Source organism: Pedobacter sp. Hv1 (assembly GCF_001412215.1).
Lineage (GTDB): Bacteria > Bacteroidota > Bacteroidia > Sphingobacteriales > Sphingobacteriaceae > Pedobacter.
In genome coordinates, this window is sequence record NZ_LLWP01000001.1 from 136,037 (window position 1) to 160,969 (window position 24,933).

The window sequence follows — 24,933 nt, forward strand, 5'->3', positions numbered from 1 at the left end:
AGGCTATTAATGGTTATTGTGTAATGGTATAATTAATAGGTAGGCTATATCTTACCCTTACTGGCATACTATTCTGCATACCAGGTTTCCATCTTGGCGATTTTTTGATTACCCTTACCGCTTCCTCATCACAACCTGCACCAATACCCCTGGTTACATTTACATCGGTTATTGAACCGTCTTTCTCTACCACAAAATTCAAGTATACTTTACCCTGCACATTATTCTCTTGTGCCATATACGGATAGTTAAGTGTTTTTTGGATAAACCTTGCCCAAGCTGACATTCCACCCGGAAACTCTGGATAAACCTCTAATCCGGCTGTAGAGTGTACAGAATTATCAACTGTACCTTCTGTAGCAGTTCCACCTCCGCCACCTGTACCTGGTTGGGTTACTGGGGTTGCATTCTCTTTACCTGTAACTCCCTCTTGGGTAGCACTTGCCACTACTGCATCTTTTATATCGGCCAAGGTTACTGGAAGGAGATCTTCTACTGGTGCTTCTACTACTTTAATATTACTGGTAAAGTTGACCGTTTTTATTTTCTCTTTAATCGGCTCGGTCTTAACAGGTTCCTCTTTCTTAGGTTCCTCCTTTTTCATTTCATGAATTACATCAGGCGTAGTAATCTCAATAGCTGCTTGTACCACACGTTCTGGTTCTGGCTGGAAATGTGCATACACCATTGGCACTATAAACAAGGAAATAAATATTGAACCAGCAATAAATAAAGACTTGATTAAAATCGAATCAGACTGCATCCTCAATGCATAAGCACCATAGTTTTTGTTTCTGTTACTAAATACGAGAGCGAGCCACTCGCTACCGTACAAATTTGATGAATTATTGAACATAGCTTTAAGTTTTTATACAACTATGATGTTAGTTATTTACTTATTCCATAAAAATTTTGAAAAATATTTTTCTACAAGTGATTTATGCACTAATTCATGCTAAAAAAATCGGAACAAGGATATATTAAATAGACCAAACCAGTAAAAAGCTATAGATCATATAGCAACTAAAGAGACTGTAAATATGAAAATCGAATTTAAACAGATCATAATTACATTACTTTATTTTTAGTTTTCAACATAAAAAATCGTGTTTTAATAAAAAATGTATGAATTTTTCTAGTTTTTGATAAAATTTGATTGAAAAAACAGATTAAAAATTATATTTTTGGATAAAATTTAAACAAATCAATGAAAAGTCTAAGAACAATTGCGTTAAACGAGGCACAAAACAGAGTTTCGCCAGAAGTTAAGGCCCCTTCAGCTAAAATTTCTGAATTTTTCGGATCAAATGTTTTTGATAAGAAAAAAATGAGAGACTTCTTATCTAAAGAAGTTTATGAAAAATTAATTTCTACCATCGATCAAGGAGAATTAATTAATCAGGAAGATGCCAATCAGATTGCTTCTGCCATGAAAACATGGGCAATGGCCAAAGGCGCTACGCATTATACACATTGGTTTCAACCCTTAACTGGTTCTACAGCCGAAAAACACGATTCGTTTTTTGAGCCGAGCGGCGATGGTGCTATCGAAAAATTTGCTGGTAGTGCATTAGTTCAACAAGAACCAGATGCTTCAAGTTTTCCTAACGGAGGTATCCGTAATACTTTCGAAGCACGTGGGTATACCGCTTGGGACCCTTCGTCTCCGGCATTTATTATGGAAAGCAAAGCTGGTAAAACACTTTGTATTCCGACCGTATTTGTTTCTTATACAGGTGAGGCTTTAGATTACAAAGCTCCCCTATTAAAAGCATTGGCAGCTATGGATAAAGCAGCTGTTGATGTTTGTCAATATTTTGATAAAGGCATTACCAGAGTTACCGCATCTTTGGGTATTGAGCAAGAATATTTCTTGGTAGATTTAGCTTTGTTCAATGCACGTCCAGATTTAGTTTTAACAGGTCGTGCCTTATTTGGTCACATGTCTGCCAAAGGACAACAATTAGAAGATCATTATTTCGGTTCTATTCCTGAGCGTGTGTATGCGTACATGGTAGATTTCGAAAACGAAGCACTTAAATTAGGTATTCCTTTAAAAACCCGTCACAACGAGGTAGCACCTTCTCAATTTGAGTGTGCCCCTATTTACGAAGAAATCAATTTAGCCATTGATCACAATCAATTGTTGATGGATTTAATGGAAAAAGTTGCTCGCAGACATAATTTCAAAGTTTTATTACACGAGAAACCTTATGCTGGCATTAACGGATCTGGAAAACACAACAACTGGTCGTTAATTACCGATACTGGCAAAAACTTGTTGGCACCTGGTAAAACACCAAAAAACAACTTGATGTTTTTGACCTTCTTTGTAAACACCATCAAAGCAGTACATGAGCATGCCGATTTGTTAAGAGCGAGTATTACTTCTGTAAGCAACGATCACCGTTTAGGTGCCAACGAAGCTCCTCCAGCAATCATTTCTATCTTCTTAGGTCAACAATTAGACGAGATTTTAGATGAGATTGAGCACTCTCGCATCAGCAAAAAAATTAAAGAAGACAATGGACTTTGGTTAGGTATTCCTAAAATTCCTCAAATTTTATTAGACAATACCGATCGTAACCGTACTTCTCCTTTTGCTTTTACAGGTAACAAATTCGAGTTAAGAGCAGTAGGTTCTTCGGCCAACTCTTCTGCACCGATGACCGTTTTAAATGCTATTGTAGCTGACCAGTTAGCGAAATTTAAGGTTGATGTAGATAAATTGATCAAAAAAGGCGATAAAAAAGACGTTGCATTGTTAACGGTAATCAAAAGATACATCAAAGAATCTAAAGACATTCGTTTTGAAGGTAATGGTTATAGCCAAGAATGGGCTGATGAGGCTGCTAAACGTGGCTTATCTAACATCAAAACTACACCTAAAGCTTTAGATGCTTATGTAAGCGATAAAACTACAGAGCTATTTACCAAAACCAACATCTTTAGCAAACGCGAATTGCATGCCCGTCATGAAATTTTGTTAGAAAGTTTCTACAAAAAACTACAGATCGAGGCTCGTGTAATGGGCGAAGTTACCAATAGTCAGATTTTACCGGCAGCCATCCACTATCAAAATACATTGATAGAAAATGCCAAAGGTTTAAAAGAATTAGGTTTAAGTAAAGAGGCTATTGCTACACCATTGGCGATTATCAATGCGCTTTCTGAGCACATTGGCATCATTAAAACCAACATTGATGCCATGTTGGAACAACGCAAAAAAACCAACACTATTGAAGACAGTCGTGACAAAGCGATTGGTTATGATGAGAATGTTAAGGTTTATTTTGACACCATCCGTTACCATACTGATAAATTGGAGCAGATTGTTGATGACAGTGTTTGGCCTTTACCAAAATTCAGAGAATTACTCTTTTTAAAATAAGAAAGGCGAAAGCTATAAGATTTAAGGCGTAGGGTTTGCTCTACGCCTTTTTTTTGTTTTTATACTTTTAACCGATTTTATAGCACCCAAACCCTGCATTATAAACGGGATGGAAATGGAAAGCCCACAGGCGAGGAACGAGCCGAGGACTTGCAATGCACAGCCCCAACTACATTGGTTCGTGTCCCACGAACCTTAATTAAAACCACTGTTTTTGCTTTTCAAAAAAAATGCTTTACTCCCCAAACCTTTTACCTTTTACCTTCCTCCTTTTACCTTAAAAACTTATCTTTGCAAGCATATGAGCGATAACAGATACAACCAGCGTGGCGTTTCTGCATCAAAAGAAGATGTACATGCGGCGATCAAAAATATTGACAAAGGCATTTTTCCACAGGCATTTTGTAAAATCATTCCAGATATTTTAGGCAATGATGAGGCTTATTGCAACATTATGCATGCTGATGGGGCTGGTACCAAATCTTCCTTAGCTTATACCTATTGGAAAGAAACTGGCGATATTTCTGTTTGGAAAGGCATTGCACAAGATGCAATCATCATGAATTTGGATGATTTGATCTGTGTGGGGGCTACTGAAAACATCTTGTTATCCTCAACCATTGGTCGCAACAAAAACCTGATCCCTGGCGAAGTAATTGCTGCTATTATTAATGGTACAGAAGAAATTTTGGCCGATTTGAGGGCATTGGGTATCTCTATTTATTCTACTGGTGGCGAAACGGCCGATGTAGGCGATCTGGTAAGAACAATTATTGTCGATTCTACAGTTACTTGTCGTTTAAAACGCGAAGAGGTGATCAGCAACCACACCATACAAGAGGGAGACCTGATTGTGGGTCTGGCTTCTTACGGACAAGCTACTTACGAAACTGAATACAATGGTGGCATGGGTTCTAATGGTTTAACTTCTGCCCGTCATGATGTGTTTGAAAAATCTATCGCAAACAACTATCCAGAAAGTTTTGACCCTGCTGTACCTTTTGACCTGATATTTTCTGGCGGTAAAAAATTAACCGACCAAGTTCAAATTGATGAACAAGCAAGCATTACTGCTGGCAAATTGGTGCTTTCGCCTACGCGTACTTATGCACCCGTAATTAAGAAAGTATTAGATCAACATAGAAAAGATATCCATGGCTTGGTACATTGTAGTGGTGGTGCACAAACTAAGGTGCTGCACTTTATTAACGATGATGTGCATGTAATTAAGGATAACTTATTCCCTATTCCTCCGCTATTTAAACTGATTCAAGAGCAATCTGGAACAGAATGGAAGGAAATGTACAAAGTGTTTAATATGGGACACAGAATGGAGCTTTATGTACCTGCAGCCATTGCCGAAAGTATCATTGCCATTTCTAAAAGCTTTAACATCGACGCACAGGTAATTGGTCGTGTAGAAAGAGGAAGCCAAAAACAAGTTACTTTAAGTAGTGAGTTTGGGACCTTTGTTTACCATTAAAAAGTTTTAAGTAGTAAGTTCTAAGTAATAAGTTTTGGGCGCTTTACGCTTTCAGCCTTAAGCTTTCCGCTAGATGAAGAAGTAGTAAGTTCTAAATAATAAGTTTTAAGCTTGGGCGCTTTACGCTTTCTGCAAATACTATTGACTATTAACCAATGAACAATTGAACTAATACGATCAATGAACTTATAGCCTTATCAGTCTGAGCCTGTCGAAGACAATGAACCAATGAACTATTAAACCAATCTATTTCCCATTCCCTATTTCCTATTTACTATTTCCTATTCCCTACTTTCTATTAACCAACTTTAGCCTTAAACAAATCTATCGTTCTTTTCCAAGCCAATTTAGCAGCTACCTCATTGTACCTTGTTGGCGAAGTATCGTTATTAAAAGCATGGTTTACACCATCGTAGATAAAGAGTTGATAATCGATCTTATTTTGTTTTAAAGCGGCCTCATAAGCGGGGATTCCTGCATTGATGCGTTCGTCTAAACCTCCATAATGCAACATCACACTAGCTTTGATCTTGGGCACATCTTCTGCTTTAGCTTGTGCTCCATAATACGCTACGGCAGCATTTAATTTAGGGTCGTTTACTGCCAGTTTATTGGCCATACCCCCACCCCAGCAAAAACCTACACAGGCCGTTTTGCCATTACCATCTTTGTGGTTACGTAAATAATCTAATCCTTTTAAATAGTTCTGTAGGTTTTTTTCGGCATCTAGTTTACCGATCAGCTCTCTTCCTTTATCTTCATCGGCAGGTGTGCCTCCTAATGGCGATAAGGCATCGATACCCAATGCCAAGAAACCTTCGGCAGCAACTCTTTTGGTTACCTCAATAATGTGCGGATTTAGGCCTCTGTTCTCGTGGATTACCACTACTGTACCCAATTTCTTTTTACCTTTTGGTTTAACCAACACACCTTTCATCTCTCCTTCTACACCTGTATAGGTAATGTTTTCAATAATCAGGTTATCATCGTTAATTGTGGCCGCCACCACATAGTTATTTTCTAATAAAGGCAATAGGGTTAACGCCATAGCCGTACCACCCGCTAAGATGGCCAGTTTTTTCATGAAATCTTTTCTACTCAGTTTACTGTGGGTATAAGAGTCGTACAGGTTGATAATTTGCTGATCCATTATATTTTGCCTTTAAAATTTAACACTAAGATTTTGATGTATTGAAGATAAGCATTAAATGGATGTTGAAATGTATCTTATGTGTTAGGAATAAAAAACTCTGGTTCGTGAAGCTACGAACCAGAGACAAATAATTAACAAAAACTGCCATCAATTGATAGATAGTTTTTGATCTGACTTTCTATTTATTAAAATGCTGAGGGTTGATTAATAAAGTGGTAATAACCAGTCCCTTGCACTAAAGTCAAATTACGCATAATAGTTTGATCGTAGATTCCCCATTGTGGATCCTCCATATTATAGTCAACACGACGAATCCTATATCTACCAATAAAGATTCTACTCAGACCATTAGTGTTATTTACTGTATGATTAGTCATTGGAATCCATTCTCCTCCACCAAAATAGGTACTAAAAGTTGTCAAATCAGTATATTTAAAAGTGATAGATGCGCTTGGCACTACTGGAGACATTGCAGCCACATTATAAAATGCAATATATACATCTGCCCAATCTTCCAAAAATGAATTTGGAGCAGAGTCTCCGCTAAAATTATCATATTCAAATCTAGCATAAGGTAATGCGTTGGCATTTGTTTGATATAAGTAGTTTATTCCATCTACATCTCCTTGAGAAAGGCCAGAATTCTGAATATAATAATCGCCCCCATTTTTTCTTGTTATAGTCTTGAACCCGTTTTTACTAAAATCTGTCATACCATATAGCATAATAGATTGAAAATCAAAGGGGCCTACATCTATTCCATTACCCCCGAATGCACTATATTTATCAAAATTTGATGCCGATCCTGATTTAATATTACTCCAATGAATTTGCAAATAATCATCTCTGTCCTCTCTTGACTGTTCATGGTAAAGACCTACTGCATGTCCAATTTCATGGATGGTAGTTCCAAAAGTACAAGTTGGTGCAAGAAATATTTTTTGTTGACCACCAATCATTCCATATTGAGAAGAACAAAAATCAACACTTGGTGTAAAGTAAATATAATTTGTTTGATTTGTTCTCTTAACAAATGTTAGTGGTGTTAATGCTGTAAATTCAGCAATTGCATATGTAACTCTTAAAGTATCAGTTAAGGCTGGATCTATAGAATAATACACAGTTTTATTTGGCCATAAAGAAACAAAGTCAGCCCTTACCGCACCATTAACCATTTTCCCATCATTCTCATAGAGTCTTCTAAGTTTTTCCACTTGCCCATCAGAAAGGATAACATCGCCACCCATAATATATAGATTACCCTTTTTAATAAGTTTTATACTTTTTTCTCCTTTGCCAAAAGTTACTACTTCTCCTTTAATATTTGGAAAAGCTTCTTGAACTCCACAATTACATGATTCGGATTTTTCTTTTTGTGATTCTTTAAATTCATTGTTTTCTTTTCTACATCCTAAGAGTATTAAAGACAGTAGTGCAATTACATAAGTTTTCTTCATTTTCATCAGTTTTTTGGTTATAGGTTAAATAATTTTTCTTTTGAAATCGCCAACACATAAATTGACAACCCCTTATCTCAAACTAATTTTATAATTAACCAGAATTAAATCAATTTTCTAGGACAGAAAGGTCTACTCTCGGGACGGAAGGCTTTATTCTCAGGACGAACTCCTTTTAGGAATAAAACATTTGGGTGTCATTGTTAGAAATATAATGGCACAAAAAAGCCCTCTAACAAAAGTTAGAGGGCTTCAATATTAATTAAATTTGCTATTAGTTAAAGTTATAACGAACACCAAATTGCATGTAATAAGTAGAAGAAATGCTTTGAGATGTTCCAAAAGTATTTCTTACAATATCACCTGATGCTTGAGCCATTCTAAATGTTGGCTTAGTAGTAGCACTGATATTATTCACACTTTGAGGAACTAAAATTGCAGCATTGTTCACAAAATTAACATTTCCCCATTTACTATTCAAAAAGTTACCAATATTAAATACATCCATTGTAAACTGGAAAGAGTTTTTAGCACCGCCTACATTTTTGAATACTTCTTGAGTCAATCTAAAATCGAACTGGTTTCTCCATGGAGAAGTTGCACCATTACGTTCTGCGTATTGACCTTTACGGGTTCTTAAATATTTATCTTGATCGATATAAGCCATAAAGATATCACTCTGCTCTTGAGGTGTATAGGTTTTAACTACAACATTATTAACAGTAATTGGCAACGAAACAAATGTGATTTCAGAAGCATCTTTAGGTACATAAATCAAATCATTATTTTGTCCATCACGGTTAAAATCACCACTATAAGTATAAGAGAATCTTCCTTGTTGAGAACCTTCATAAAATAAAGAGAATGAAGTTGCTAAATTTTGGAAATATTCTTTTTTAAATGATACAGAAGCAATTACACGATCACGATTTAAATTACTTGAATAACTTAAACTAGGAATATTCGCGTTACTTGAAGTTTGAGGAATAGACCATAAATTTAACAATTGATCACCTGCACCATCACCATAATTACGTTGATCTGTACGGGTATAAGCAATCATCAAACCTAAACCTTTGCTAAATTGTTTACTTAACTGCGCTGTAGCAGACCAATTGTAACCACCTTTAACATTTGTCATCTCAATAGCATTAAATTGGGTTGTACTAGTAGTAGCAGCAGTTGTAGCAATTTGACCAGCTGTTGTTAAACGAACAACTTGTTTAGCAAAAAGTGTATTAGGATAAAAAGGTCTATTATCTGGATAGTTAGGGTTATTTAAAGGTTCTGGATCAACTAAATTCAAGTTTTTTGCAACCGCAACGTTTAAATCTCTACCATAAATACCTTCTAAAGTACCTACTATACCACCAGGTAACTTCATATCTATTGCTAAACTTGATTTCCAAGTCTGAGGAAATTTCAAGTCTTTAGATAATGCACTAATTGTAGATGGTATAGAAGAACCTGCAGGTGGTGCAGGACTAGTTAAATTAGGTGCAATGTTAGGATTAAAGAAAGGAGTGCTAGCTCCAGAATAGGTTTGAGTGTATTGTAATAAACCAGCATCACCAGATTGAGATACGATCCACACAAATGGCACTCTACCTGTAAAGATACCAGTACCACCACGAACTTGTAATGAACGGTCACCTTTCACATCCCAGTTAAAACCAAAACGTGGAGAATAGCTTAATCTACTGTCTGGTAAGGCACCAGTGTTGATTTTTTGTCCATTTGCAAATGTTTGAGCTAACACCATAGGATGTGTTCTAATCTCAGAAACATCTGGGTAAGTAGCTTGTTCTACTCTTAAACCTGCTGTTAATTTTAAACGATCAGACACATTAAATTCATCTTGAATAAAGGCAGAATACTGTGCAAATTTAAAACTTGGATATGCTTGAGAACCATCTGCAGTTAAAGGATAAGTAACTGAATACTGAACCGGCCTTGCATTATTTACAAAATCATCCCATGTTTTAAAGGTATAAAAACCTGTACCATAACGTTGGAAACCATTTTTTGTAGTACTAAATTCAGCTTGCACACCTAGTGATAAATTATGCTTACCAAAAGCAGCACTTAACTCATCGCTATATGTGTAGGTTTTCACATCTCTTAAGTTACCGTAAGTAAATGCTTCATAACCAAAAGTAGTTAAAACACTTCCAATGTTACTAGCACCTGTTGAAACACCATCTAAAATATCCACTAATGGGAAAGGTGAACTATCAGACGTTCTAGGATCATTTTGATGAGAGTAAGCAGCACGTAATGTATTGGTAAATTTACTACCAAAAGAAGAGTTCAACTCTGCAGTAGCCGAATACAAGTTTGCTGCTTGATAATAATTTGAATTAGCAAAAGGTAAACCAGCAGTAGGTGTGTTTCCAGAGCGAACGTTTACATATTGCAGTGGACTCAACGCAACTGGAGATCCAGTTACTGAGGTACTTGCTGGACTTGGACTTTTACTTTCTACTTGATTATAACGAACACTAAAACGATGATTTTTAGAGATATTCCAATCTAAACGGGCAAAAAATTTATCGTTATTACTCAAATTCTCATAATTCTGATAAATACCTGGATCATATCCGTATTTACTCAATAAATATGATTTAACGGTATTCATGAATGCTTCTGTTGTTTGAGTTACTGTGCTTGGTGTGCCTGGAGCTCCATATGGAAGTTGAGGAGTTGAAGCAATTCTATTAGAACCAGGAGCTGCTGTTTTCTTAAACTCACCATTTACAAAGAAGAACAACTTGTCTTTAATGATTGGACCACCTAAGCTAAAGCCATAGTTTTTCTCATCTAATTTTTGTAATGATGGAATTTTGTAATCACCAATTTTTTGACCTTGTTGCTCATCACCACGCATGGTATAAAATGCATTTGCAGAGAACTTGTTGGTACCAGAACGGGTAACCGCATTTACCGAACCACCTGTAAAACCAGTCTGACGAACATCATAAGGAGTTACGTTAATTGAGATCTGTTCTAAAGCGTCGATAGAAATTGGAGAACCACCAGCAGGAATATTAGCACCAATACCAAATTGGTTGTTATAGTTAGCACCATCAACTGAGAAGTTATTTGAACGGTAGTTACCACCACCAATACTTGTACCATTTGATTGAGGTGTTAAACGGGTAATATCGTTTACACTACGGGTAATGGTTGGCAAAGATTGAATTTGTGTTCTATTAACTACAGTATTGGCACCACTTTTATTAGAGTTTAAAATTGGGTTTGAACCAGTTCCTACAACCGTGATGGCATTTAAACTAGAACTATTGTCTACTAAAGTAATGTTCAATACAAATGGTTCACCTAACTTTAATATTACATCCTCAATTTTCTGAGTTTTGTAACCTAAAAAGGTAACTTCAATGGTATAAGGACCACCTACACGCATGTTTCCAATTGTATAGCGACCACTTTCATTGGTTGTTACGCCATATACCGTACCGGTTGGCGTGTGTGTAGCTTTGATGCTAGCACCAGGCATTACATCTTTTGAGTCTTTTACAGTCCCCGTCAAAGAAGATGTGGTTACCTGCGCATTCGCCGCCGAGATGAAACCAACAAATGCAAAGACAATTACTACAATTTTTAATAGTAAAGATTTCTTCATACTCTTTTAATTAAATTTTTGTTTTGTTAAGATATGTTAAAATATCACGACAAAGGTAAATATTAATTTAATATACAATCTTATTTCCAATGTTAAATAATTATTAATTATCGCGAAACTTATCCACACTTAACATTAATTACGGCACACTTAATCATCAGTTTATCAATCGCTTGTTAACTATTAGGCAACTCAATTTGGAGCTCTTTTTCAAGGTTAAATCACCATTAAATGTCAAAAGCATGTGATGTAACATCATTTAGCTTATTTTAACCAACATTTTTTTTAATTTTGACCACATTATTCAATTAATTTTCCTTTTAGAAAGATATGAACTACGATTTAATTGTTATAGGCAGCGGTCCAGGCGGATATGTAACTGCAATAAGAGCTTCACAATTGGGTTTAAAAACTGCAATTGTTGAACGCGAATCTTTAGGTGGAATATGCCTTAACTGGGGATGTATACCAACCAAAGCTCTTTTAAAAAGCGCACAAGTATTCGAATATATTAACCATGCCGCAGACTATGGAATTAATGCTCCTGAAGCTACCGCAGATTTCGCAGCTGTAATTAAACGCAGTCGTGGTGTAGCCGATGGCATGAGCAAAGGCGTTCAGTTTTTGATGAAGAAAAACAAAATTGACGTGATCATGGGTACAGGTAAAGTAAAACCTGGCAATAAGGTTGAAGTTAAAGGTGCTGACGGTACTCAACAAGAACTGACTGCAAAAAACATTGTAATTGCTACTGGTGCACGTTCTAGAGAATTGCCTAACTTGAAACAAGATGGTAAAAAAATTATCGGTTACCGTCAGGCCATGGTTTTACCTGAGCAACCTAAATCTATGGTTGTAGTTGGCTCTGGTGCCATTGGTGTAGAGTTTGCCTATTTTTACGCAACTATGGGTACCAAAGTAACCATTGTCGAATTTATGGAAAACATTGTTCCGGTAGAGGATGAAGATGTATCTAAACAATTGTTGCGTAGCTTGAAAAAAACAGGTATCGATATCATGACTTCTTCTAGTGTTGAATCTGTTGATACAAGTGGTAACGGTTGCAAAGTACAGGTTAAAACTGCTGCTGGTATGCAAACCATTGAGTGTGATATTGTACTTTCTGCTGCTGGTATTGTGGCCAACATCGAAAATATCGGTTTAGAAGAAACTGGAATTAAAACTGAAAAAGGGAAAGTTGTGGTAGATGAGTTCTACAACACTTCTGTAAAAGGATATTATGCCATTGGCGATATTGTTGGCGGCCAATCTTTAGCCCACGTTGCTTCTGCAGAAGGTATTCTTTGTGTAGAGAAAATTGCAGGTCTACATGTTGAACCTTTAGACTATAACAACATTCCGGGTTGTACTTATTGCGCACCAGAAATTGCTTCTGTAGGTTATACCGAAAAAGCAGCAAAAGCTGCTGGTTATGAATTGAAAATTGGTAAATTCCCATTCTCTGCTTCTGGTAAGGCAAGTGCTGCTGGTGCCAAAGATGGTTTTGTAAAATTGATCTTTGATGCCAAATACGGCGAATTATTAGGTGCACACATGATTGGTGCTAATGTTACCGAAATGATTGCAGAAATTGTTGTGGCACGTAAATTAGAAACTACTGGCCACGAAATGATCAAAGCTGTACACCCACACCCAACCATGAGCGAAGCCATTATGGAAGCTGCTGCTGATGCATACGGAGAGGTAATCCATTTATAATAATCGTTTAAACTGTTTAAATTGGTTAATTGTTGATAATGCAATTAACCAATTTTTGTTTAGATGAGGTTTCGATTAAACAGTTAAACAAATTATCAATTAACCAGTTAACCAAACAAAAATGAAACTACATACCATAGATACCGGCTTATTTAAACTAGATGGTGGCGCCATGTTTGGTGTAGTACCCAAATCTATTTGGCAAAAAAGCAATCCTGCAGATAGCAATAACATGTGTACCTGGGCCATGCGTTGTTTGTTAATTGAAGATGGTGGCAGGTTGATCCTAGTTGACAATGGCATTGGAAACAAACAGGATGAAAAGTTTTTAGGGCATTATTTTTTGCATGGTGATGATACTTTAGACAAATCTTTAGCTGCCAAAGGATTTAGCAGAGCTGACATTACGGATGTATTTTTAACCCACCTCCATTTTGATCATTGCGGTGGCTCTATTGAAAGAAATGGAGATCAACTTCGTCCTGCTTTTAAAAATGCAATTTACTGGACCAACCAACAACATTGGGACTGGGCCATCCACCCTAATGCACGCGAAAAAGCATCGTTTTTAAAAGAAAACATCCTTCCAATACAAGAAAGTGGACAATTGCGTTTTATCCCTTCTCAAGATGGGGTTCTTTTTCATGAAGGCATTAAGATCCGTTTTGCTTACGGACATACTGATGCCATGATGCTCCCACAATTGAGCTATAAAGACAAAACAATTGTGTACATGGCAGATCTTCTGCCTTCTGTAGGCCATATTCCCTTGCCTTATGTAATGGCTTATGACATGTTTCCTTTGCAGACCTTGAAAGAGAAAAAAGAGTTTTTGGAAGAGGCAGCTACCAATGAGTACATTCTTTATCTAGAACACGATCCAATTAACGAATGTTGTACCTTACAACAGACCGAAAAAGGTATTCGATTGAAAGACACTTTTAAACTTGTAGAAATATTGTAAAGTTCAATAACGCATAAAATTTTTAAGAATAACTTCGTTTTAATTGAATGAAGAAAGCTTTATTTTGTGGCGTATTTCTTTTATTTGCTTTTGGTTGTAATTCTGACGAATATAGCCCGAACCAAGTATTCAATAGAAATACCGAAAAAGATGTAAATGCAAGGGAAATTACCTCCCTCCCTCAAAAACCTGTAGGTACACCCATCAAAATTGTCATTTCTGGCGATACACAAAGAAGCTACAAAGAGGCTATTGCCTTTGTTAACCATGTCAATACTAGAAGTGACATCGATTTTGTGATTTTAAATGGAGACATTTCTGATTTTGGACTGTTATCGGAATTTGAAAGCATCTTAAAAATATATAACGGGCTAAAGGTTCCTTTTATCAGCATAATTGGCAATCACGACCTTGTGGCTAATGGCCGGGCGATATACGAAAGAATGTTCGGCCCTTTAAATTTCACCTTTAATTATGCTGGAGTTAGGTTTGTTTGTCACGACACCAACGGCAGAGAATATAATTTTAACGGTACTACACCTAATTTAACATGGCTCAAAAATAACTTTAAGTTAAATTCTGAGACCACACATTTAGTCGCAATATCACATGTCCCCCCTACTGATGGAGATTTCGACCCGGCTTTAGTTAACCCTTACGAAAATCTTTTTAACCAGACACCTGGCCTTATTGCTTCTATCCATTCTCATCGACATGGCAAATTAGAAACCCATTACCAACACGGAAAAGGTATTCCATTCTTAATTACCAATGCCATAGTTAACAGTGCTTACACCATACTAAACATCAAAAATGGGCAGATCAATGCTGAAGAAATCAATTTTTAGTGGCTTAATCATTATCGTGCTTGCTACAGCACCACTACATGCACAAGATTCATTTTTTAACCGTTTCAAACCCGATGAAGTTAATATTCAATATGCTGGTAGCATTGGGTTTCTTAGTGCCGGAGCTGGTTATCATTTTTTTAAAAAAAAAACCACTTTAAGCTTTCATGTAGGTTATGTACCCGAAAATTTGGGTGGAGAAATGACCATCCTTGCTGTAAAATTTGAATACAAACCTTTTGCCATTAAAATAAAGGATAAGATCATCATCCATCCTATTAATCCAACTTTCTTTCCTTCTTATACTTTAGGTCAAAATTTTGATTTTAAATTTGAGAAACCACAATACAGAAGGGGTTATTACTTTTGGTCTTCTGCCCTGAGGCTACATTTGGCCTTTGGCACTGAAGTAAAGCTATTAACCAACAAAAAATCAAAAATCAAAGCATTAAGTTTATATGCTGAAGCCAATACCAATGATTTGTATATGATTAGCTGGTTTAAAAATAGAGAGCTTGCTGCTTTTAGAGATATCTTTAAAATGGGTTATGGTGTAAAAATGTATTTTTAAAAAAATTAGCGAAAGATGATCAGAAAAGCGACAAAAGAAGACACCAAGGCCATTGCTCAATTAATGGTTGCCGCCATGGAAGATTTGGCCAAACAATTTACAGCCACTGAAAATATAGCGGAAGCCTTTAAACTGTTTGAATATTTCTGTGGCCAAACACAAAATCAATATAGTTTTGAAAACACCTTGGTTTATTTAGTTGACAATGAAATTGCAGGATCGATTACAATTTACGATGGTGCATTGATTGAAAACCTACGTCGGCCATTTTTCGATTATATCCAAAAAAATTACCATACTAACCCTTTTGAAATGGAACTAGAAAGTGGTCCTGGAGAATTATACATTGATACTTTAAGCGTTAACCCCTATTACCAAGGCAGAGGCATTGGACAACAGCTTATTTCAGCTGCTATAGAATGGGCCAAAACAAGGGGACATCAAAAAGTGGGCTTATTGGTTGATCAAGATAACCCCAATGCCAAAAGGTTATATGAGCGTTTGGGTTTTGTAAAAGAAAACGACAGGCTATTACTTGGCAAACCACACGAACATTTAACTTATAGTTTAATCGATTAATCTCGGTATTCTAAGATATCACCGGGTTGACAGGCCAATACCTTACAAATAATTTCTAATGTCTCTATCCTAATGGCTTTGGCCTTGCCCGTTTTGAGAATGGAAAGATTGGACATGGTGATGCCTACCCTTTCACTTAGTTCAGTCAAAGACATTTTCCGTTTGGCCAACATTACATCAAGGTTTACAATTATGGGCATGGTTAAATCGTCATTTCATTTTCTTTTTTGGCCAAAATTGCAACTCTAAATACTTCAGCCAATAGTACAATCAATATGCCAATACCCACATTGACCAAACTAAAAGAATTATAAAAATTAAGCTCAAATGTAAGATGGTTATATGCTTTTGGATCTATTGTTGAAAAACTATTCAACTGTGGATGCTCAATTATCCTTCCATTGATCAAACTGATCACGAAATTAAAAATTTCCATGATGATTAATAGCCAACCCATAAATGAAATCAGCTTAAAACTTCTATTTTCAAATATTTTTTGATCTTTATAGCGGTTAACGAGCTTGATCAATATCACAAAAATCAGTATGGTAAACAGTTGGTCGAGTTGGGCGGAAACATTCCAGAATAAATTATATATCCAATTTTTGGATTTGACCTTAACAATTACCACATCAGGAATAGAGATTTGATTAGAAATTTCAATATCCTCATCTTCACTAGATAGAATTTGGTTCACTATCTTTTCTTTAACAATACGTTTCTCAATCGATTTATATTTTAAAGCTAACGGTTCATTTTTATAGATGCGCTCTTCTCCATTTTGATATTGGACTAGGGTATCAGGAATATGTAAATTAATATTTGCGTGTAACCTATAACCATCTGCAGGATTTTCAAACATAAGGCTTCCATCTCCAATATTTATATAAGGCTTTAGGTTAAATAAACCTATTATAAGATTTATGATAACAAATATACTCATGAATATAATGCCCAATTGCAAAAACAGTTTAATTACTCTAGCTAAAGGAAGATATTTTATAGGTTTCATATTATATCGTTAAGTCTTGTTCCTGTTTTAATTTTGTTCCAGAAATGAATACTTCCACAATTGTAAAAGTGATCAATGCCGTCAACACATAATTCTCAAAAATGCCAATAAGGTTTGCAATTGCAGTTCTGAGGCCGCGAACATTACCCTTATTTAGCGCAGCCAACATAAATAAGGAATTAAAGAACAATAAAAAGCCTGCAAAACACAGAAAATAGATCGCAATTTTTCTAATTCTATTTACTTGTTCTATCTGAAATAATTCGCCATTTAAAATAGACTTTACAATCTTTCTAATGTTCCATAAGATTACCCCAAAGAAACCACGCATAACCACCACTTTAAGGATAGCGATATAAGTAATTGCACTAAACATCGATCTAATTCCATTGAAACTTTTATCATCAGGTAAACGATCAGAAAAATCGGCAAATTTACCCACATAGGGACTTGCATAAATGATCGTATAGATAATTGAAGCAACGATCAACATTAATGCAACATCAATAAATCTAATAAGCAGGGTTAGTCTTTTTGTATTCGTTTCCATAATTATATTGTAAATTCTTGTTCTTGTTTTAATTTTTGGGCATGTTCCAATACCAATAAGAAAACCCACACAATGGCAATCGCAATAATGAGGTCTTTATGCGGTTGTAACCTGAAAAGTTTACTTCCTATCTCGTATCCTAAACTTTCGCCAATGGATGCATCTGCAGCTTTTGGCAATACATATTTTACAATAATGAAACTGAACACAATTTTTGTAACCAATAGACCAACTAATGTAGTTAGCAACTTAGAAATCTGCTTAATACCCTCAGTTGACAAGAGATTGATAAACTTGCCTTGCTGGTGGTACAACAACTTAAACAATACATAACTGATATAGGTATAGAAACAGCTCACCACCAATTGTTTTAGCCCATCGTTAAAGGCAACCGAATAAAATCCGTTGTCCAATACCGCATAGAACTCGATGATATCCTTAACAAAGGAAATTAAAACTGCAACAAGCCAAACCACCAATAAGATTTTTTGAGCTATGGTTAAATCTGTTTTTTTGTTCATTTTAATAAAATTGATCTGGTTAAATGACATGCATTTGTGTCAACAACAATACCTAGTAAACAAACCCTAAAAACACAAGCTGCACTTTTAACATGATCTGTCTGCTTTCTAAATTTTTGACGATACATCAACAATTAATTTATGCCACAAACTAAAACAATAATTATTACAAATCAAAATATATTTATTGATTTACAATAATTAATAGCCTTAAATCAACTAATCAAGCAACAGACTGACAAATTTAATTTGGAATGATTTTTGTTGTGAAGTATTTGTTAAAAAATGTGTCGTAAAGCGTAACATTTTCAGCAATTTACCCTTTCTTTCTGTACAAAATTTCATACTTTTGCAGAATCAAAATTATAAAGAGGACTAAAACATATAAATGAGACAACTCAAAATTACCCAATCCATTACCAACCGCGAAAGTCAATCATTAGACAAATACTTGCACGAGATTGGAAAAGTAGATTTAATTACCGCAGAAGAAGAAGTAATCTTAGCCCGTAAAATCCGCGAAGGTGATCAAGCCGCATTGGAGCGTTTAACTAAAACCAACTTACGTTTTGTGGTATCGGTGGCTAAACAATACCAAAATCAAGGTTTAACATTAGGAGATCTAATTAACGAAGGTAACTTAGGTTTGATCAAAGCGGCTAAACGTTTTGATGAGACCAAAGGTTTTAAATTCATTTCATATGCCGTTTGGTGGATCCGTCAGTCAATTTTGCAAGCTATTGCAGAGCAAAGTCGTATTGTACGTTTACCATTAAACCAAGTAGGCTCTTTAAGTAAAATCAGTAAAGCTTTCTCTAAATTAGAGCAGGAATATGAGCGTGAGCCATCTCCTGAAGAATTGGCAGATATTTTGGAAACAACGGTTGATAAAATCTCTGACACTTTGAGCAACTCTGGCCGTCACGTATCAATGGATGCTCCATTTGTACAAGGTGAAGAAAATACTTTATTGGATGTTCTTGAAAACCACGAGCCAAATACAGATAGCAATTTGATCAACGAATCGCTTTCTGAAGAGATCAAACGTTCTTTATCTACTTTAACGGAACGTGAGCGTGAAATTATTGTTTTATTCTTTGGTTTAAGCACAAACCACCCGCTTTCGTTAGAAGAAATTGGTGAGAAATTCAATTTAACCCGTGAGCGTGTTCGTCAGATTAAGGATAAAGCATTGCAACGTTTACGTCACACTTCACGTAGCAAAATCCTAAAATCTTATTTAGGTTAAGTTTTAAATACATGGCGATTAAAATCGCAGATAATAATTAGAAAAAGATTGGGTACTCGCCCGATCTTTTTTACTTTTGTGCCATTCTAACCAAATTAATTTATTGTATGTTAAACAAATATCAATCAGAGTTTCAAAACTGGATTGAAAAGGAAAAGAAAGCACTGGAACTCATCAGTGTAGTTGGACAATTATGGTTCGATCGCTCAATCGAATTGGTCCTTTTTCGTAAACCCCTATTCGACGTTGGTAGTAGTGAAATATTAGCCTACCATCAATACGCCAAAGAAGTTAGTGAGAAAGATATTTCTATTTATGAAACATTAGAACTTGCTGCTACCATTGCAAAATGCAACATCGCCCCTTCTCGTATTGATATTGGTCGATTGGCTGCAGAATGGCTCGATGAGAACAACACTTATGCTTCTATGCACGATTTTGTGATCAGCAAGCTTAGCAAACACATCGGAAAAGACAAAATCAATTTGAAACCTAAAGATGTGGTTTTATTTGGTTTTGGCAGGATTGGAAGAATTGCGGCTCGCGAATTGATTGTACAGGCTGGAAAAGGCGAGCAATTACGCTTAAGAGCTATTGTAACCCGATCTTACAGTGACGATGAGTTAACCAAACGTGCCGAACTTCTGCGCACAGATTCTATCCATGGTCCATTTAACGGTACCATTATAGAAGATTTCGAGAACAAAGCTTTGGTCATCAACGGACAAACGATTTATTTTATCGTAGCCAAAAATCCTGAAGATGCAGATTACACCAGCTATGGTATTGAAGATGCTTTGTTAATTGACAATACAGGCGTTTACCGCGATCGTGAGGGCTTATCAAGACATTTAGGCGCCAAAGGGATCAGCAAGGTTTTATTAACCGCACCGGCCAAAGGCGACATTCCAAATATCGTAACCGGAATTAACGATACTGATTTCAACTACGAAACTGAAACCATTTTTTCTAATGCATCTTGTACTACTAATGCGATTGTTCCGGTTTTAAAAGTGATTGATTCTGCATTTGGTATTGATAAAGGCCATATTGAAACGGTACATTCTTATACCAATGATCAAAATTTATTAGACAATTACCATAAAAAATATAGAAGAGGTCGCTCTGCAGCCTTAAATTTAGTAATTACAGAAACTGGTGCCGATAAGGCCGTAGCCAAAGTAATTCCACATTTAGCTGGAAAATTAACAGGAAATGCAGTTCGTGTACCTACACCAAATGTCTCGTTAGCGATCTTAAACCTATCGCTTAATCAAATTACCACCAAAGAAGATGTCCAAGCTGTTTTAAAACAGGCTTCTCTATTTGGAGACTTGTCTGAGCAATTGGAATATTCTATTTCTAATGAATTGGTAAGTACAGATTTGATTGGCAATAGCCACGCTTCTATTGTAGATGGACCTGCAACCATCATCTCTAAAGACAGCAAGTCTGTAGTTTTATATGCATGGTATGATAACGAATATGGTTATACCCGCCAAGTAATCAGGTTAGCCAAAAAACTAGCTGGTGTAGTACGCTTAACTTATTACTAAGCTACACCGCATAAAAAAAGCTCCTAAGATCACCTTAGGAGCTTTTTAGTTTGCAGCAATATTTAAAATTGTGGCAACTCTGGTTTTGTACCCATTATATCTTCAATTTCGGTCATTACCTGATCTGTTAATAAGGGCACCACCTCCAAAACAGTTAAATTCTCTTTTAATTGTGCAGTTTTTGAAGCGCCCAAAATTACGGTACTCACATTCGGATTTTTAAGACACCAAGCGATAGATAGTTTGGCCAATGGCAAATTCATTCGATCGGCTAATTTTTGCAGCTCAACAACCTTTTTCATCTTTTCTTCTGCCAATACCCTATCCTTTAGCCAATCCATTCCTTGTAACTCCAAACGTGTATTTTTGGTATCGCCAGATGTGTATTTTCCAGACAATAATCCAGATGCCAATGGCGACCAAATGGTTGTACCCAAACCATGTTCTTTAAACAAATGCAAATATTCATTTTCCAATTTATTTCGCTCAACCAGGTTATATTGCGGTTGCTCCATTGTTGGACCAATTAAATTGTATTGTTTAGCAATGGCAATGGCTTCCATTAATTCTGCTGCACTCCATTCAGAAGTTCCCCAGTACAATATTTTACCTTGTTGCAATAAGGTGTTCATTGCCCATACCGTTTCTTCAATAGGTGTGTTTTTATCTGGTCTGTGGCAAAAGTAAAGATCTAAATAGTCTACTTGCAAACGCTTCAAAGCTGCATTACAAGCTTCAATTACATGTTTACGAGATAAGCCTACCCTATTTGGCCCTTTATTTTCAGTTCCGAAAAACACCTTACTCGAAACCACAAAAGATTCTCTATCCCATTTTTGGTCTTTCAGAATCTTTCCCATCACAATTTCCGATTTGCCCTCGGCATAGCCTTCAGCATTATCGAAAAAATTCACTCCTGCATCATAAGCTACACCCATTAGCTCATCAGCCATTTTATCGCTAATCTGGTTTCCAAAAGTTAACCAACTACCAAAAGAAAGTGCACTTACCTGTAAACCTGATTTTCCTAAACGTCTATATTCCATTTTTTTTCTGTATTGGGTATTGAACTATACAATTCAATACAAATTAATAATACTCCAAATTAAGTCTAAAAACTACAACATCAAGATTGTTTATTAAGTTTTTACAAAATTTACACGCTTATTCTATAAAACTATATCTTTACCTATATTTTAAAATAAAGTACATCTAAATGAAAAAAATATTCCTGATCCCATTGGCCTTGTTAATGAGCTGTGGCTCGATGAAAACCACTAACACTGCTCCAACAAGCGAACAATTACTTAAAGACGTAGAAACACTCTCTTCTGATGCTTACGAAGGCCGTAAAACAGGCACAAAAGGTGGAGAGATGGCAAGAACCTATTTAACAGGAAGATTAAAAGAGATTGGCTTAAAACCTTATCCAGGCCAAGGCGGGTATGAGCAGAGCTTTGAAGTTAAAGGTAGAAATGGTGCAGCAGCTATACAGGGTAAAAACCTGATTGCCTATATCCCTGGAAAAACAGATAATGTAATTGTGATCTCTGCCCATTATGACCATATCGGTATCATCAAAGACGAGGTTTACAACGGTGCCGACGATAATGCTTCTGGAGTAGCTGGTCTATTGCAGTTTGCCAAATATTTTACCAAAAACAAACCTAATAACACCTTAATATTTGCCATTTTTGATGCAGAGGAAATGGGTTTACAGGGAGCAAAAGCTTTTGTAGCCAATCCGCCGGTTGCATTGGATAAAATTAAACTGAACATTAACATGGATATGATTAGCCATAATGATAAAGGCGAATTGTATGCTGTTGGTACCTTTAAATATCCTCAGCTTAAACCATACTTCACTACAACAAATCCAAACATCAAGGTATTATTTGGCCATGACGACCCTAAACTTGGCCATGACGATTGGACCAACCAAAGTGATCAAGGTGCTTTTAATGCTAAAAACATTCCATTTATCTATTTTGGTGTTGAAGACCACAAAGATTACCATAAAGCAACCGATGAGTTCAAAAACATCAACAAAACGTTTTTTGTAGATGCTGCAAATGCCATTCAAGAAGTAATTATCAATATTGACAAGCAAAAAGATATCCAAGCCATATTTAGAGAAACCTTGCAGATGAAGAAACAATAAGTTTCCATTTAAAATATAAAATCCCAGTTTAAATCATAAACTGGGATTTTTTTTGATTAAAAATCAATATCAACAATACACTTAATTGGGATATGGATATTGTTTTTCAATTGGATATATTTTTCGGTTACCGACCAAACGGTTGTGGTTACCCGCTTGTAACCTTCGGTGGTATTAAATGTGATGGTAGCTTTTGCTTTAAACTCATTACCCAAACGTTGGGTGGCTATTAATCTATTCTTTAGTTCTTCAGAAAGTTGGGTATCAGCAGCTATAATTTTACTAACATCTATTTCTTCTTTTTCTATCAATTCGGCAGTCATAGTTATTATGTATTTGTTAAACAAGCTTAACTAAATTTTACGTATTCAGCAAAAAATCGATTGTAAATTTTATGATTTAAATGTAAAAATTAAAAGGGTGTAAACAAAAAAGGCCGCTAGTTGCGGCCTCTTATTTTATTTTTTGATGGTATGCTTGGTATCAATCATCCCAACAAATTCTTTATTGATCAGATCAGGATTGAGTACGTTAGCTGTATTCACGTTTAAAGTAGATAAAACTTTGGCAGACATTGTTTTGTTTAGCGTACTTGTACCAGTAGTAATAGTACCTGGCTGTAACATATTGACTGCAGTTTTAAGGTAAAAATCATTGGTATCTCCAAAATTATACATTACAGTTCCTGTCGGCACTTCACTTAATACATTATCAGGTATCATACCATCATAATAGCCACCTTGGTTCAATGAGTTTTTTGTTTCAAATAATGAATAATATACATCATACTTGTTTTCAATAGTGATCGGGAAAAAACCAATTGGTTTACCGTATGTTTTTGTACCTACCAATTTCACATTCATTTGTGGCTTTAATGAATTAATTACCAATTCACTAGCTGAAGCTGTACTGCCCGAAACCAAAAACACTACATTTTGTACATTATTTAAACTACCTCTTTTAGAAAATAAGGTGGTATTATCCGCTACGCTATAAGAAACATCAGCATAAGTCAACATTCTTCCATTATTATAACGAACTTTTCCATCAGCATCTAATAAAGGCTGTTTGGCTAAAATAGTAGCCCCACCTGCTTGCATTGTAGCATTGTAATACTCTGTAAACATGGTACCAGAGGCCTTACTTGCAGGCACAATTAAATTAATTAAATATTCTGCAGTATTCACATAACCACCGCCATTGTATCTCAAATCAATAACCAGATCAGTAACCCCATTTGTGGCAAAGTCATTAAAGATATTAGTTAATTCAGTATTAGAGTTAGCGGCACTAGAAAATCTAGCATAAGCCAAGTATCCTATTTTCTTTGCACCAGCAGGGATAATTTTACTTTTATAAATTGGACTGCTTTTGTATGAAGTTTTTGTTAACGATAAAGTAAAAGTACTACCATCACTGCCTTTTATCCCTTCGATTGAAACACTTTTGTCCATAGCATCTGCTACAGTCAATGCTTTTTCTAAGGTATAATCAGTACCATAAGCTACCCCATTTACTTTTGTTATTCTATCTCCTCTTACTAATCCAGCTTTTGCGGCAGGTGAGTTTTCATATACTGCAGTCATATAAATAATATAACTTGCTGTAGTACCATAAAAGCCAATTCTAACACCTACATCACTTCCGTTTCCTTCTAAATCTACAGAACTAGTTGCATTTGGAACATAAGCTACTGCATTTTTATTTGCTTTATCAAAAATGTAAGAATATTTGGTATCTGTGTTATTGCTTACCGACTCATAACCTATTCCTGTAGCAGGATTGATGGCAGAATTTGCCAATGCAACCAATTCTTTTTCGTAATTGTCAAAGTCTTTGGTTAAAGTATTAAATCTACGTGGGTTAAAATTCTCGTATGTTGGCAATGCTGTATTCCAATAATAGATCTGCTTTGCATACAGAAAGATAGAATCTCTCGATAGGTCTGCCCTACTTGTATTAGTAGGTGGTGTAGGCGGGTCTGGCGTAGGATTTTTTGATTTACAAGCGCTTAAAGCTGTAACAGCCAATACAATAAGTGTTAAGGTAGTATGTTTTAATTTCATCTTGAATTTA

Annotated in this window: 21 protein-coding genes; 10 read left to right on the top strand and 11 right to left on the bottom strand. The window is 35.8% G+C overall.

Going from position 1 to position 24,933, the window contains the following annotated elements:
• Positions 1–13 precede the first annotated feature (13 nt).
• Complete coding sequence (locus AQF98_RS00720) at positions 14–856, bottom strand: energy transducer TonB (RefSeq protein ID WP_055129998.1); 843 nt, start codon at positions 854–856, stop codon at positions 14–16.
• Between the two features lie 351 nt (positions 857–1,207).
• Here AQF98_RS00720 and AQF98_RS00725 point away from each other — a divergent pair, with 351 nt between their 5' ends.
• Together AQF98_RS00725 and AQF98_RS00730 are read left to right on the top strand one after the other, a co-directional pair.
• Positions 1,208–3,391 carry a glutamine synthetase III gene (locus AQF98_RS00725; RefSeq protein ID WP_055129999.1) on the top strand — a complete coding sequence of 728 codons (2,184 nt, stop codon included), beginning with the start codon at positions 1,208–1,210 and terminating at the stop codon, positions 3,389–3,391.
• Between the two features lie 301 nt (positions 3,392–3,692).
• On the top strand, positions 3,693–4,874 hold the full coding sequence (locus AQF98_RS00730; protein ID WP_055130000.1) for an AIR synthase related protein: 1,182 nt from the start codon (positions 3,693–3,695) through the stop codon (positions 4,872–4,874).
• 298 nt (positions 4,875–5,172) lie between these two features.
• Here the strand turns inward: AQF98_RS00730 and AQF98_RS00735 are convergent, their stop codons facing one another.
• The 3 genes from AQF98_RS00735 to AQF98_RS00745 form a co-directional block, all read right to left on the bottom strand.
• Positions 5,173–6,024: a dienelactone hydrolase family protein gene (locus AQF98_RS00735; RefSeq protein WP_055130001.1), complete on the bottom strand. Its 852-nt coding sequence runs from the start codon at positions 6,022–6,024 to the stop codon at positions 5,173–5,175.
• Positions 6,025–6,212: 188 nt separating this feature from the next.
• Positions 6,213–7,484, bottom strand: coding sequence for a M12 family metallopeptidase (locus AQF98_RS00740; protein ID WP_161805832.1), 1,272 nt, complete (start codon positions 7,482–7,484; stop codon positions 6,213–6,215).
• A gap of 274 nt (positions 7,485–7,758) precedes the next feature.
• A complete protein-coding gene (locus tag AQF98_RS00745) occupies positions 7,759–11,127 on the bottom strand; it encodes a TonB-dependent receptor domain-containing protein (protein WP_055130003.1) in 3,369 nt (1,122 codons plus the stop codon).
• A gap of 330 nt (positions 11,128–11,457) precedes the next feature.
• Between AQF98_RS00745 and lpdA the strand changes: the two genes are divergently transcribed.
• The 5 genes from lpdA (at position 11,458) to AQF98_RS00770 (ending at position 15,808) form a co-directional block, all read left to right on the top strand.
• Positions 11,458–12,846, top strand: coding sequence for a dihydrolipoyl dehydrogenase (gene lpdA, locus AQF98_RS00750; protein ID WP_055130004.1), 1,389 nt, complete (start codon positions 11,458–11,460; stop codon positions 12,844–12,846).
• A gap of 121 nt (positions 12,847–12,967) precedes the next feature.
• Entirely contained in the window at positions 12,968–13,810 is an 843-nt protein-coding gene (locus AQF98_RS00755) for an MBL fold metallo-hydrolase (RefSeq protein WP_055130005.1), read from the top strand.
• Between the two features lie 47 nt (positions 13,811–13,857).
• Complete coding sequence (locus AQF98_RS00760; RefSeq protein ID WP_055130006.1) at positions 13,858–14,658, top strand: metallophosphoesterase; 801 nt, start codon at positions 13,858–13,860, stop codon at positions 14,656–14,658.
• Entirely contained in the window at positions 14,636–15,229 is a 594-nt protein-coding gene (locus AQF98_RS00765) for a hypothetical protein (RefSeq protein ID WP_055130007.1), read from the top strand. The genes AQF98_RS00760 and AQF98_RS00765 overlap by 23 nt, the downstream gene beginning before the upstream one ends.
• Positions 15,230–15,244: 15 nt before the next feature.
• On the top strand, positions 15,245–15,808 hold the full coding sequence (locus AQF98_RS00770; RefSeq protein WP_055130008.1) for a GNAT family N-acetyltransferase: 564 nt from the start codon (positions 15,245–15,247) through the stop codon (positions 15,806–15,808).
• Here the strand turns inward: AQF98_RS00770 and AQF98_RS00775 are convergent.
• The 4 genes from AQF98_RS00775 to AQF98_RS00790 are packed head-to-tail and all read right to left on the bottom strand — an operon-like array spanning position 15,805 to position 17,891.
• On the bottom strand, positions 15,805–16,008 hold the full coding sequence (locus AQF98_RS00775) for a helix-turn-helix transcriptional regulator (RefSeq protein ID WP_055130009.1): 204 nt from the start codon (positions 16,006–16,008) through the stop codon (positions 15,805–15,807). The two genes, AQF98_RS00770 and AQF98_RS00775, sit on opposite strands and share 4 nt — an antisense overlap.
• 2 nt (positions 16,009–16,010) lie before the next feature.
• The gene (locus AQF98_RS00780; RefSeq protein ID WP_055130010.1) at positions 16,011–16,820 is read right to left on the bottom strand and encodes a DUF2975 domain-containing protein; all 810 of its coding nucleotides are present in this window, start codon (positions 16,818–16,820) and stop codon (positions 16,011–16,013) included.
• 1 nt (position 16,821) lies between these two features.
• Complete coding sequence (locus AQF98_RS00785; RefSeq protein WP_055130011.1) at positions 16,822–17,370, bottom strand: DUF2975 domain-containing protein; 549 nt, start codon at positions 17,368–17,370, stop codon at positions 16,822–16,824.
• A 2-nt stretch (positions 17,371–17,372) separates the two neighbouring features.
• Complete coding sequence (locus AQF98_RS00790) at positions 17,373–17,891, bottom strand: hypothetical protein (protein ID WP_152969601.1); 519 nt, start codon at positions 17,889–17,891, stop codon at positions 17,373–17,375.
• 388 nt (positions 17,892–18,279) lie between these two features.
• On the opposite strand from AQF98_RS00790, the gene AQF98_RS00795 reads away from it, so the two are divergent.
• Together AQF98_RS00795 and AQF98_RS00800 are read left to right on the top strand one after the other, a co-directional pair.
• Positions 18,280–19,140 carry an RNA polymerase sigma factor RpoD/SigA gene (locus AQF98_RS00795; protein WP_055130013.1) on the top strand — a complete coding sequence of 287 codons (861 nt, stop codon included), beginning with the start codon at positions 18,280–18,282 and terminating at the stop codon, positions 19,138–19,140.
• Positions 19,141–19,247: 107 nt separating this feature from the next.
• The gene (locus AQF98_RS00800; RefSeq protein WP_055130014.1) at positions 19,248–20,696 is read left to right on the top strand and encodes a glyceraldehyde-3-phosphate dehydrogenase; all 1,449 of its coding nucleotides are present in this window, start codon (positions 19,248–19,250) and stop codon (positions 20,694–20,696) included.
• 62 nt (positions 20,697–20,758) lie between these two features.
• On the opposite strand, the gene AQF98_RS00805 is transcribed toward AQF98_RS00800, so the two are convergent.
• The gene (locus AQF98_RS00805) at positions 20,759–21,742 is read right to left on the bottom strand and encodes an aldo/keto reductase (protein ID WP_055130015.1); all 984 of its coding nucleotides are present in this window, start codon (positions 21,740–21,742) and stop codon (positions 20,759–20,761) included.
• A 170-nt stretch (positions 21,743–21,912) separates the two neighbouring features.
• On the opposite strand from AQF98_RS00805, the gene AQF98_RS00810 reads away from it, so the two are divergent.
• Positions 21,913–22,857 carry a M28 family peptidase gene (locus tag AQF98_RS00810; RefSeq protein ID WP_055130016.1) on the top strand — a complete coding sequence of 315 codons (945 nt, stop codon included), beginning with the start codon at positions 21,913–21,915 and terminating at the stop codon, positions 22,855–22,857.
• Positions 22,858–22,913: 56 nt separating this feature from the next.
• On the opposite strand, the gene AQF98_RS00815 is transcribed toward AQF98_RS00810, so the two are convergent.
• Together AQF98_RS00815 and AQF98_RS00820 are read right to left on the bottom strand one after the other, a co-directional pair.
• Complete coding sequence (locus AQF98_RS00815; protein WP_055130017.1) at positions 22,914–23,180, bottom strand: hypothetical protein; 267 nt, start codon at positions 23,178–23,180, stop codon at positions 22,914–22,916.
• Positions 23,181–23,315: 135 nt separating this feature from the next.
• Positions 23,316–24,923: a S41 family peptidase gene (locus tag AQF98_RS00820; RefSeq protein WP_055130018.1), complete on the bottom strand. Its 1,608-nt coding sequence runs from the start codon at positions 24,921–24,923 to the stop codon at positions 23,316–23,318.
• Positions 24,924–24,933: the final 10 nt, after the last annotated feature.